This is a genomic window from Mycobacterium basiliense (assembly GCF_900292015.1).
Lineage (GTDB): Bacteria > Actinomycetota > Actinomycetes > Mycobacteriales > Mycobacteriaceae > Mycobacterium > Mycobacterium basiliense.
In genome coordinates this window covers 1,780,601-1,793,274 of record NZ_LR130759.1, presented here as the reverse complement: position 1 = coordinate 1,793,274, position 12,674 = coordinate 1,780,601, and the positions used below count along the sequence as shown (strand labels likewise).

Annotated in this window: 6 protein-coding genes; 5 read left to right on the top strand and 1 reads right to left on the bottom strand. The window is 65.8% G+C overall.

The features are described from left to right. Positions 1-10: 10 nt before the first annotated feature. The 5 genes from MB901379_RS07645 (at position 11) to MB901379_RS07625 (ending at position 6,282) form a co-directional block, all read left to right on the top strand. A complete protein-coding gene (locus tag MB901379_RS07645) occupies positions 11-1,006 on the top strand; it encodes an ATP-binding cassette domain-containing protein (protein ID WP_158016063.1) in 996 nt (331 codons plus the stop codon). Beyond that, the gene (locus tag MB901379_RS07640; protein ID WP_158016062.1) at positions 1,003-1,866 is read left to right on the top strand and encodes an ABC transporter permease; all 864 of its coding nucleotides are present in this window, start codon (positions 1,003-1,005) and stop codon (positions 1,864-1,866) included. The genes MB901379_RS07645 and MB901379_RS07640 overlap by 4 nt, the downstream gene beginning before the upstream one ends. Further along, positions 1,863-2,693, top strand: coding sequence for an ABC transporter permease (locus tag MB901379_RS07635; protein ID WP_158016061.1), 831 nt, complete (start codon positions 1,863-1,865; stop codon positions 2,691-2,693). Before MB901379_RS07640 ends, MB901379_RS07635 begins: the two co-directional genes overlap by 4 nt. A 48-nt stretch (positions 2,694-2,741) precedes the next feature. Next, entirely contained in the window at positions 2,742-4,007 is a 1,266-nt protein-coding gene (locus MB901379_RS07630) for a phthiocerol/phthiodiolone dimycocerosyl transferase (RefSeq protein ID WP_158016060.1), read from the top strand. 196 nt (positions 4,008-4,203) lie between these two features. Next, the gene (locus MB901379_RS07625) at positions 4,204-6,282 is read left to right on the top strand and encodes a spermine/spermidine synthase domain-containing protein (RefSeq protein WP_197717874.1); all 2,079 of its coding nucleotides are present in this window, start codon (positions 4,204-4,206) and stop codon (positions 6,280-6,282) included. A gap of 65 nt (positions 6,283-6,347) precedes the next feature. Here MB901379_RS07625 and pks2 read toward each other — a convergent pair whose 3' ends face one another. Beyond that, a complete protein-coding gene (gene pks2, locus MB901379_RS07620) occupies positions 6,348-12,665 on the bottom strand; it encodes a sulfolipid-1 biosynthesis phthioceranic/hydroxyphthioceranic acid synthase (RefSeq protein WP_158016059.1) in 6,318 nt (2,105 codons plus the stop codon). Between the last annotated feature and the right edge of the window lie 9 nt (positions 12,666-12,674).

Genomic DNA, 12,674 nt, shown 5'->3' with positions numbered 1-12,674 from the left:
GGAGATTCAGATGCCCAATAGCAATAAGGCTGTGGTAGTCAGCGAGATTCGCAAGACCTACGGCGACGTAGTGGCCCTGACGGATATCAGTTTCGATGTCGGGCGCGGTGAAGTCATCGGCCTGCTCGGCCCCAACGGAGCGGGCAAGACCACCATGGTGGACATCTTGTCAACGCTGACCAGGCCCGATCGTGGGTCGGCGACGGTCGCCGGCCACGACGTGGTGTCCGAACCGGCCGGTGTACGCCGCTCGATCATGGTCACCGGACAACAAGCGGCCGTCGATGACATGCTGACCGGCGAGCAGAACCTGGTGATGTTCGGTCGTCTGTACGGGCTGAGCAAGTCCAGCGCGCGCACCCGAGCGCAGGAACTGCTCAAGCAATTCGACCTCGTCAACGCCGCCAAACGCCGGGTGAGTACCTACTCGGGCGGGATGCGCCGGCGGATAGACATCGCATGCGGACTGGTGGTTCAACCGCAGGTTGCGTTCTTAGACGAGCCCACCACCGGATTGGATCCGCGTAGCCGGCAAGCAATTTGGGATCTGGTGGCCAGTTTCAAGAAGCTCGGCGTGGCCACCTTGTTGACCACGCAGTATCTGGAGGAGGCGGACGCGCTCAGTGACCGGATCATCTTGATCGACCACGGCACGATCATCGCCGAAGGCACCGCCAACGAGCTCAAACACCGCGCCGGCGACACCTTCTGCGAAATAGTGCCGCGGGATCTGAAGAATCTGGACGCCATCGTTGCCGCGCTCGGTTCGCTGCTGCCCGAGCAAAGCCGGGCCATCCTCACCCCGGAGTCAGACCGCATCACCATGCCGGCGCCGGACGGGACGAGGATCCTCATCGAGGCCGCACGCAGGATCGATGAAGCGAACATCGAGCTGGCCGACATTGCGCTGCGCCGTCCGTCGCTCGACGACGTATTCCTTGCGCTGACAGCCGATCCCAGTGAAGCCCACGCTCTGAGCCACATTGAGTCCGGGGCGATGCGATGAGCGCGCCGGCTTTGGATCCGACCGCGGCCCTGACCTCCAATGGGTCCGGGTCGGGTGTCGGGAACCCGCGCCCGTCGACGCGCACGCAGTGGTGGGTGCTTACGGTGCGCTTCATCGCGCCCGCCCTGACCAACGGCGAGCTGATCACCGCCATCGGCGCATCGGTGGGTTTCACCGCCGGCTTCTATATACCGTTTTCCATACCGTGGAATCACTACGTGGGTGGCTCGGGAATCAGCAGCAGCTTGGGGCAATACGTCACCCCGCTGATCACGCTGCAGGCCGTCTCGTTCGCCGCCATTTCGTCGGCTTTCCGGGCGGCGACCGATTCGCTGGACGGCGTCAATCGGCGCTTCAGGTCCATGCCGATCGCGCCGTTGACGCCGGTGCTGGCGCGGGTGTCGGCCGCCGTGTACCGATGCTGCGTTGGTTTGACGGTGTCGCTGCTCTGTGGCTACGCGATCGGGTTCCGGTTCCATCACGGGCCGCTGTATTTCGCCGGCTTTTGCGCACTGGTGATCGTCATCGGGACCTTGTTGTCCTTCGCCGCGGATCTGGTCGGCACCGCTACCAAAAACCCCGAGGCGATGCTGCCGTTGCTGACGTTGCCCATCTTGATCTTCGGGCTGCTGTCAGTCGGTCTGATGCCGGTCAAGTTGTTTCCGCACTGGATCCAGCCCATCGTCCGCAATCAACCGATCTCCCAGTTCGTGACGGCGCTGCGGGCGCTGGCCGGGGACACCACCAAGTCGGCCGTCCCGGTGACATGGCCGGTCATGGCTCCGACGCTGGCCTGGCTGGTCGGCTTCGTGGTGCTTTTGGTGCCCACATCCATCATCATTTTGTCGAGGCGGCCGTGACCACCATGACAACGCAAGAAGTCGGGTTTGCACCGGTAAGTTTGCGTCACCCGGACAATTCGGTTCGGCTGCTCGTCTCGAATACCTTGGTACAGACCAAACGGATCCTCACCCGGTGGGCCCGCGACCTCATCACCGTCGTTGAGGCCCTCGTGTTACCGATCCTGTTCCTGCTGACGTTGTACATCGTGCTCGGCAACTTGATCTATGCCATGACCCACGACAACGCGCTCTACAGCATCGTGCCGCTCATTGCGTTGGGCGCCGCGATCACCGGCTCGACGTTCGTCGCGATCGACCTGATGCGTGAGCGCACCAGTGGACTGCTTACCCGCTTATGGGTGTTGCCGGTGCACCGCGCATCGGGCCTGCTCGCCCGAATCCTGGCCGACGCGGTCCGCATTCTGTTCACCACCGTGGTAATGCTCGGCGTGGGAATGATTATGGGCTTTCGGTTTCGCGAAGGTGCGCTCGCGAGCCTCGTATGGCTCTGTGTGCCAGTGATTTTGGGCATCGCATTCGCCGTCATTGTCACCACCGTGGCGTTCTACGCCGCGGAGGTATTGGTGGTAGAGGCCGTTGAGGTGGCACAAGCGCTGGCGATCTTCTTTTCTACCGGCATGTTGCCGCTGGACCAATACCCGCACTGGGTTCAGCCGGTGGTCGCGCATCAGCCGGTGAGCTATGCCGTTGCGGCCATGCGCGGATTGTCGGCGGGCGGCCCGGTTTTGTGGCCGATGATCGCGACGGTGTTGTGGAGTGTGGGCATTGTGGCCGCCTGCGCGGTGCCCATGGCCATCGGCTACCGACGGGCCAGCACGCATTGACCCGGCACGTAATGCTCCCATCCGGAGCGAGAAGACGGGAGTCTTGAGGTGTTTCCCGGATCCGTGATCCGAAAGCTGTCGCACAGTGAGGAAGTCTTCGCACAATACGAGGTCTTCACATCCATGACCATGCAGCTGCGCGGTGCGGTGGACGTCGACGCACTGTCAGAAGCGCTCGACGCCCTGGTGGAGGCCCACCCGGTGTTGGCCAGTCACCTCGAGCCCGGCCCCGACGGCGGGTGGAACCTCGTTGCCGACGACCTGCTTCACTCCGGGATACGCGTTGTCGACCGCAGCAACGGGGCACCGTCGGGCGCCGACGAATTGCCGGCCGACGTTCGACTCAGTCAGGCCGAGTCGTTGTTGAACATGCGACTAACCCTTGGCGAGGGAGCTTCAGAGCTGACGGTGTGGCTGCACCACAGCATCGCCGACGGCCACCATGGGGCCGGCCTGCTCGAAGAGCTCTTCACCCGTTACACCGCAGTGGTAAATACCGGCGACCCCGGCCCGATTGTGCCGGAGCCGGCTCCCGCACCGCTCGAGGTCGTGCTGGAGCAGCGCGGCGTGAAAAAGCTGGGTGTAACCGGCGTCGAGCGCTTCATGCCGGTGATGTTCGCCTATGACATTCCTCCCGCGGAGAAACCGACCCTCATCGCGACCCCCGGATCGCCCAAAGCTGTGCCCGTCACCAGAATCCGGCTCACCGAGCAGGAGACAGCGGACGTGGTGGAGTTCAGCCGAGAAAACCGCCTCAGTGTCAATACCGTGGTGGCCGCGGCCATCTTGCTGACCGAGTGGCAAGTCCGCCAAACCCCACACGTCCCGATTCCCTACGCCTATCCGGTCGATTTGCGTTACTTCCTCAATCCACCGGTAAGGCCGACCGAGAGCACCAACCTGGTGGGAGTGGCAACATACCTCGCCGAGATCGGCGCGGACACCGACATAGTCGATCTGGCCGCCGACATCGGGGCGTCCTTTCGGACCGACCTGGCCGACGGTCTGATTCAACAGTCAGCGCTGAATTTCGGCGTGGCTTTCGAGGGCACTCCCCCAGGCCTACCGCCGCTCGTCTTCTGCACCGATGTCAGCGCGTTCGAAGTGCCGACACCGACGGGATTGCAGCTCGGAGAATTTCAGGGCCAATTCTTCTGCTCCATCACCGTGCCTCTCGACTTTTATGGCTGTGGGGTGCAGGACGGAAAGATCGTCATCGAACATCACGGACACATACCGGCGCAGGAAGTCCTCGATGCCATCCGTTCCCTGCTGTGCACTGTTCCGTCGGAATATGGCTGGGTCATGGAGTGACACCCTCGGAGCGGCCAGCCACTGCCGCCTCGGCCACGCCTGCCGCCCCAGAAAGGGTCGCGAACGGTTGACAGGCTCCGCACGCGCGCGGTGCCGCCGCCGCCGGCAGTGAGCCGACCGCCCGGAATTTGTCAGCCCAGGCGAAACCCGATTTGTTCATCGCCTCGACGACGGTCCGACATGTCATGATGCGGCGGTGAGTTCCTCACTTGAAGTCGGGACCGCGACCCAGCCGGCGCAACTCACCCCGGTGTCCGAACCGGTGACCGGGCGCGGCGCCCGCGCCGTCATCGTGCGGCTGGTGCTGGGCAGCTCGGCAATGCTGTTCATCGAACTCGCCCTGATCCGTTGGCTGGGGTCCAATGTGCTGCATTTGTCGTACTTCACCAACTTCGTGCTGCTCGGCTCGTTTCTGGGCATTGGCATGGGCTTCCTGATCTCCCGGAAGAGCTGGTCGATCCTGCCGCTATCGAGCGTGCTGCTGATGCTGTTGGCGATCGCCGTGCATCTGTTTCCGGTCAGATTGCTGAATCGCGGCGGCAACGCCATCATCTACTTCACGTCCGTCAAGCCCAGCGGCCTGCCGGCTTGGATCGCGCTGCCGGCGATCTTCGTCATCGTGGCAGTGCTGCTGGCCGGGCCCGGCGAGGTAGTCGGCCGCTGCTTCGGGCAGCTCGACCCGCTTAGGTCCTACCGCTGGGACCTGATCGGCTCGCTGCTCGGCATCGGGACCTTCACGCTGATATCTTTCCTGCGGGCACCGTCGGTGGTGTGGGGGGCGATTGCGGCCGTCCTGCTGGTGCTGCTGAATCGGCGCGGATTCAAGCTGGTAACGGCGCTCTCGGGGGCCGGGCTGATTCTGGTCCTGCTGGCGGAGTCCACCACGGCCGGCATCTCCTGGTCGCCGTATTACAAGGTGCAGACCTGGGAACACACATCGTGGACCGGTGCGACGAAGGTGATGATCTCGGTCAATGGCATCCCGCACCAGCTGATGGCCCCGGCGGACTGGCTCCTCACCCAATCCGAACCGGCCTATCAGCAATACAGCGCGCCGTATGAGCGGACGAACACCCTCAGCCTGGACAACGTGCTTATTGTCGGGGCGGGGTCAGGATCCGATGTGGGTATCGCGCTGTCCAAGGGAGCCAAGCACGTCGACGCGGTCGACATCGACCCGCGGCTGGTACAGATCGGCGCGGAAAAGAACCCCGATCATGCCTACTCGGATCCGCGTGTCACCGTGTACATCAACGACGGCCGGGCTTTCTTGCAATCGACCGACACCAAGTACGACCTGATTCTCTTCGCACTGCCGGACTCGCTGGCCCTGGTCAACGGCGCGTCGCAGATCCGCCTGGAATCGTTTCTGTTCACCGACCGCGCGCTGCGTACCGCCCACCATCACCTCAAGCCGGGCGGCGTCTTCGCGATGTACAACGCCTATCGCCAGGGTTGGCTGATCGACCGACTGGCCGAGACCACGGCCGCCGCCTTCGGGCATCAGCCGTGCGTCGACCAGACGGCCAGTCACCGTGCGGTGATCACCGTCGCGGTCGATCCCGCCAACCAGAAATGCGCCACCCGCTACTCGCCGCCGAACAACGTCGTCGCACCGTCCACCGATGACCGCCCGTTTCTCTACTACAAAGGCGGCGGGATCCCGGCCCTGTATCTGTGGACGCTGGCCGGCATCATGCTGTTCACGTTGCTTGCGGTCCGCGTACTGGCCGGTCCGTTCCGTTCGATGCGCTCCTACTTCGACCTGTTCTTCATGGGCGCCGCGTTTCTGCTGCTGGAGACCAGCAACATTGCCACCTTCGCGCTGTTGTTCGGCACCACCTGGCTAGTGAACGCGCTGGTGTTCGGCGGGGTGCTGGTGATCGTCCTGGCGGCCGTCGAGACCACCCGGAAATTCCGCACTCCGCCACTACCCGTGGTGTGGGGGGCGATCGTCACGTCCCTGGCGATCGCCTACGTGATAGACCCGGCCTGGTTGCTGGGCTTGCCGTTCTGGCCCCGGCTGATCCTGGCCTGCGTGATCGGCTTCCTGCCGGTGTACCTGGCCAATATCGCCTTTGCCAAGCGCTTCGCCGCCACCGACCACGCCCAGTCCGCGTTCGCCATCAACCTGCTCGGCTCCATTCTCGGCGGGTGCCTCGAATACGGGGCGCTGCTGACCGGCTACCGCAACCTGCTCATCGTCGTCGGGGTGCTCTATCTATTCGCGTTCCTGCTGACCCCGAAACACGACGGGGCGCTGGTCAGCGCCTGACACCCGGACTTCCCGCATGCCGCAGCGGCCCGCAGGCGATGGGTGCAGTGCAACAGAATCCGGATCTAAGATGCCGCGTGCGCAGTCTCCTCCTCGGCCAAGGTGTCAGCTAGGTGCTGGGCCAGTGACCGCCCGGTGTTGTGGGTGGCAAGGACCTTGGGTGTCAGCCGTATTCCGGTTTCGGTTTCGATGTGGGTACGCATCTCGAGCATGCCCAGCGAGTCCAGCCCGTACTCGATGAACGGACGGTCGGCGTCGACCGTGCGGCGCAGGATGATGCTGGCCTGCTCAACGATCATGCGGCGCAGCAGGGCCGGCCACTCATCTTGCGGCTGGGCGATCAGCTCGGCGCGGAACTTGCTTGGGCCCCTTGCGCTTTGCCCGGTGGACGCGAACATCTCACCCCATGGGCTGCGCCGGACCAGATCGGCCAGCCATGGCGCCCCGATGATCGGGATGTAGCCGGTGTAGGTGCGGTCATAGCGCAGCAACGTCTCGAAGGCGTAGGCACCCTCCTCCGGGGCGATCATGATTTCACCGCCCTCGGCCAGGAAGGTAGCGCGGCCTACCTCGCCCCACGCACCCCAGGCGATGGCGTCGGCCGGCAGGTTCTGCGCGCGGCGCCATTGGGCAAAGGCGTCGACCCAGCTGTTGGCCGCCGCGTAGGCACCCTGACCCGGCGAACCCAGCAGGGCCGCGCCCGAGGAGAACAAGCAGAACCAGTCCAGCGGCTGTCCGACGGTGGCGCGATGCAGGTTCCAAGACCCGTAAACCTTTGGCGCCCAGTCGCGGTCGATCAGTTCGTCGCTGATGTTGGTCAACGTGGCATCCTCGACCACCGCCGCCGCGTGCAGCACACCGCGCAGCGGAACACCATCTGCCGTTGCCGCACTCACCAACCGCTCAGCGGTGTCGGGTTCGGCGATGTTTCCGCACTCGACGACGATGTCGGTACCGGCCTTACGCAGCCGCTCAATGGTCTGCCGCGCTTTGGGGTTGGGCTGGTTACGTGCGGTCAGCACGATCCGGCCGCAGCCGCCGGCGGCCAACTTCGATGCGAAGTAAAGACCAAGGCCACCCAACCCACCGGTGATGATGTAGGCGCCATCGCGGCGGAACACTGGCGCCTGCTCCGGTGGCACCACCACGCCGGCGCGCCCGCTGCGCGGTATGTCGAGCAGCAGCTTGCCGGTGTGTTCGGCGTTGCTCATCGCCCGGATTGCGCTCGCCGCATCGGCCAACGGGTAGTGCGTGCGCTCCGGTGCCGCCAGCACACCGTCGGCGGTCAGCTGGAACACCGTGGCCAGCAATTCGCGGACGCGGTCGGGCTGGATGACCGTCATCAGCGCGAGGTCCAGGTAGTAGAACGTCAGGCCGCGGCGGAACGGATACAGACCCATCCGGGTATTGCCGTACACATCGGCCTTACCGATCTCGATGAACCGCCCACCGAAGGCCAGCAGTTCAAGTCCGGCTCGCTGCGCAGCACCGGTCAGAGAGTTCAGCACGATGTCCACGCCGTACCCGTCGGTGTCTCGCCGGATCTGCTCCGCAAACGCCACGCTGCGCGAGTCGTAGACGTGTTCGATGCCCATGTCGTGCAGCAGCGCTCGCTTGCGCGGGTTGCCGGCCGTCGCGAATATCTCCGCACCCGCAGCACGCGCAATCGCGATGGCCGCCTGCCCCACGCCGCCGGTCGCGGAGTGAATCAGCACCTTGTCACCGGCCTTGATGCCGGCCAGGTCGTTGAGCCCGTACCAGGCGGTGGCATTCGCGGTGGCAGCCGAAATCGCCTGCTCATCGGTCAGGGCGGGCGGAAGCGTGACGGCCAGGTTGGCCTGGCAGGTCAAGAACGTGCGCCAACAGCCGCCTTCGGAAAAGCCGCCAACCCGGTCGCCGACGTTGTGGTCGGTAACACCCTCACCGACCGCGGTCACCACGCCCACGAAATCCATACCCAACTGCGGCTCGCGGTCATCAATGATGGGGAACTTGCCAAACGCAATGAGGACGTCGGCGAAGTTGATGCTGGACATGGCGACCGCGACCTCGATCTGCCCCGGCCCGGGCGGAATGCGGTCGCATGCGGCCAGCTCCAGCGTTTGCAGGTCGCCCGGCGTGCGGACCTGCATCCGCAGGCCGTCACGTTCGGGGTCCACCGTGGCGGTGTGCCGCTCCTCATGGCTCAGCGGGCTGGGGCACAGGCGCGCCACGTGCCACTCACCGTTGCGCCAGGCGGTCTCGTCCTCCTCCGACCCGCACAGCAGCTGCTGGGCCAGCTGCTCGGCCTGAGTGTGTTCGTCCACGTCGATCTGGGTGGTCCGCAGCAGCGGATGCTCGCTGCCGATCACGCGCAACAGACCACGCAACCCGGCCTGCTCCAGGTTGATCTCGTCTTCGGGTCGAACAACTTGGGCTTGCCTGGTCACGACGAACAGACGCGGCAACTCGCCCTCCAGTTCGGCCAGCTCCCGGCTGATCCGGACCAGATGACGCACCTGCTCACGCCCCTGCAGCAGACCCGCCTCGTCCGGTGCCCCGGCGCTCGGCCCGCAAAGGATCACCACCGTGTCCGCCGGGCGCGCGCGCAGCTGGCTGTGCAGCCTGCCGACGCTTTCCGCGCTGGCCGGGCTTTGAAGCGCGCCGGCCTGAATCGGCCAGTGCAGGTTTGCGCATTCGGCCCCCTGGGCTTTCAGCGCATCCGCCAACGCAGTGACCAGTAGGTCCGCGGCGTCCGAGGTGTCGATCAGCAACACCGACGCCGCCTCGCTCTCGACGACCTCGGGCAGCGATCGCTGCTGCCACGCCAGGGTCAACAACCGCTCGCTGAGTACGCGAGTGCGCTCACCGCTTTCGGAGGTCCCGGTCCCCATTTGCAGCCCTCGCACGGCCAGCAGCACGGTGCCATCCTCGGCCAGCAGATCGAGGTCGGCCTCGCCGCCGGTGGCCTCGACCTTGGTCACCCGGGTGTAGCAGTAGTGGGTATTGCGGGTCGGGCCGTAGACACGCAGGCTACGCACGCCCAACGGCAACAGCAGTCCGCTGCCGCCAGAGTCGACAACGCCCGCGGCGACGGATTGGAAGCAAGCATCAAGCAGCGCCGGGTGCACCTGGTAGGCGGCCTGCTGGAATCGGATCGACGCGGGCAGCGCCACCTCAGCCAGCACGGTGCTACCGCCGGTCTCCGCGGTGCGCGCGGTCGTGAGGCCGCTGAACGCAGGACCGTGCTGAATACCGCGCTCGACGAATGACTCACGCAACTGCGCACCGTTCACCGAGACCGGATGCGCCTCGAGCAACGCGGCGATGTCGTAGGCCGGTGGCGCGGCACTCCCTTCTTGGGCGCCTGCTAGGGCGGACAGCGCCGCGACGGCGTGCCGGGTGTTTTCGCCCTCCACATGGGTCTCCACCGCGAAGGTGAAGACACCTGACGCCTCCGCCGTCGCGATGCCCTCGACCGAAGTCTCCTCGTCGAGCAACAGCATCTGCTCAAACGCGATGTCGCGAACCTCCCACGACTGCGTTGTCTGCCCGAAAACCTCGCCGGCGGCGGCCAGCGCCATCTCGCAGTAAGCGGCCCCGGGCAGGGCGGCCACGTTGCGCACCTGATGGTCGTCGAGCCAGGTCAACGTCGAAGTACCGACATCGGTCTGCCACACGTGGCGTTCGGGCTCCTCGGTCAGCCGCACATGCGAACCCAGCAGCGGGTGCACGGTGATGGTGCACGCACCCTGCGCCTTCTGCGCTTGCCCGTCGTCGTCGATGAACAACCGCGGGTGGGTCCAGGCCGGCAATGGGGTGTCCACTAGCCTTCCGGCCGGATAGAGCACCGAGAAGTCGACTGCGGCGCCCGCGCTGTGCACATCCGACAGCAGCCCGCGCAACCCCAGCGGCAGCGGCTGCTCACGCCGCATGCCGGCCAGAGCGGCCACCGACATGTCCAGGTTCCGTGCCGTCTGGTCGACCGCGTGGGTCAGCAGCGGATGTGGCGACAGCTCGGCAAAGACCCGAAAGCCGTCTTCCATCGCGGCCTGCACCGCCGCGGCGAACTGCACGGTGTTGCGCAGGTTGTCCACCCAGTAGCGGCCATCGCACAATGGCTGCTCGCGCGGGTCGAACAGGGTCGCCGAGTAGTACGGAACCTTGGGCGCCGTCGGGGCAATGTCGGTCAGTGCGGCGGCCAAGTCGTCGAGGATCGGGTCAACCTGCGGTGAGTGCGACGCGACGTCGACGGCCACCTCGCGCGCCATCACATCACGCTGCTCCCAGCGCGCGACAAGTTCGCGCACCACGTCGGTGGCGCCGCCGATCACTGTGGACTGGGGCGAGGCCACCACCGACACCGCGACGTCATCGATGCCGCGGGCCATGAGCTCCGAATTCACTTGCTTGGCGGGCAACTCCACCGACGCCATGGCGCCCGAACCGGCGATCCGGGACATCAACCGCGAGCGGCGGCAAATAACGCGAGCCCCGTCCTCCAGCGACAGCGCCCCCGCGACAACGGCCGCGGCCGCCTCGCCCAGCGAGTGTCCGACGACCGCGCCAGGCCGGATCCCGTAGGTCTTGTCCGCCGTGGCGGCCAGCGCGACCTGCATGGCAAACAGGGTCGGCTGCACGCGATCGATCCCAGTCACCGTCTGCGGCGCCGTCATCGCCTCGGTGACCGAGAAACCCGACTCCGCGGCGATCACCGGCTCCAGCTCGGCGACCGTCTCGGCGAATACCGGCTCGTTCGCCAGTAGGTCTGCGCCCATGGCGGCCCACTGCGAACCCTGCCCGGAAAACACCCAGACCGGTCCCCGATCGTTTTGCCCCACCGCGGCGTCAAAGAAACCGTCACCCTCGGCGACCTCGCGCAACCGCTCGACCAGCTCGCCCGAGCTGGCCGCCACGACGGTGGTGCGCACCGGCCGGTGCGCACGCCGCCGCGCCAACGTGTAGGCCAGATCCGAAAGGGCGACATCGGGATGCTGTTCCACCCACTCGGCGAGCCGGGTTGCGGTCGCTCGCAATCCGTCGGCGGAACTGGATGACAATGCGAATAGCTGCGGGCCCACGGGCGCGGGGGCCGGTTCGGAAACTTCGGCGGGCGCCTGTTCCAGAATGGCGTGCACATTGGTTCCCGACATCCCGAACGAGGACACCGCAATCCGCTTCGGCGTGCCGTCTCCGTTACTCGGCCAAGGCGTAACCGTCTGCGGCACAAAAATGCCCGTCTCGATCTCAGCGAGTTCATCAGGCAACCGGTTGAAGTGCAGCAAGGGCGGCACCACCCCGTGACGAAGCGACAGCACGGCCTTGATCAGACCGACCGCGCCGGCCGCGGACTCGCTGTGCCCCATGTTGCTCTTGGCCGAGCCCAGCGCGCAGCGGCTGCCAGCGCCGCCATAGACCCGTGCCAAACTTCGGAACTCGATTGGGTCACCGACCGGGGTGCCGGTGCCGTGTGCTTCCACCGCACCGACCGTTTCCGGCGCCACCCCCGCGGCGGCCAGGGCCGCGCGGTACACGGCGACCTGCGCGTCTTCGGACGGCATCGTCAGCGTCTCGGTACGGCCGTCCTGATTGGTGGCCGTGCCGCGCACCACGGCGAGGATTCGGTTACCGTCGCGCAGCGCGTCCGGCAGGCGTTTGAGCAGCACCATCGCGCAGCCCTCGGAGCGCACAAAACCGTCGGCGTCGGCGTCAAAGCTCTGGCAGCGGCCGGTTGAGGAAAGCATGCCCTGAGCGGAGGTGGCGACGCTGCCGTCCGGCTCCAACAGCACCGCGCAGCCGCCGGCCAACGCGAGGTCGCTTTCACCGTCCTGCAGGCTGCGGCAGGCCAGGTGCACCGCCATCAGACCCGAGGAGCACGCGGTGTCAAACGTCATCGCCGGACCGTGCAAGCCCAGGGCATAGGAGATACGCCCGGAGGCCACGCTGTTGTTGAGCCCGGTGACCACGTAGGGGCTGGCCAAACCACCCGCCCCCTTGGTCAGCACCAGGTAGTCCTCGTGCGTGAGACCGGTGTACACCGACGTCGCAGACCCGCTCAGTGACGCCGGATCCAGGCCGGCGTGCTCGATGGCCTCCCACGAGGTCTCGAGCAGTATCCGGTGCTGCGGGTCGATCGAGGTCGCCTCGCGCTCACTGATCCCGAAGAACTCGGCGTCGAAGCCCGCAATGTCATCGATAAACCCGCCCCATCGCGACACCGTGCGACCGGGCACCCCTGGCTCGGGGTCGTAGTAGTTGTCGGCATCCCAGCGCTCGGCCGGAATCTCGGTGACCAGGTCATCACCGCGCAGCAGGGCCTCCCACAGCAGGTCGGGCGAATCAATCCCCCCGGGAAGCCGACATCCCATTCCGATGATCGCAACGGGAGTGACAGGTGTTTCCATCGCTCTTCC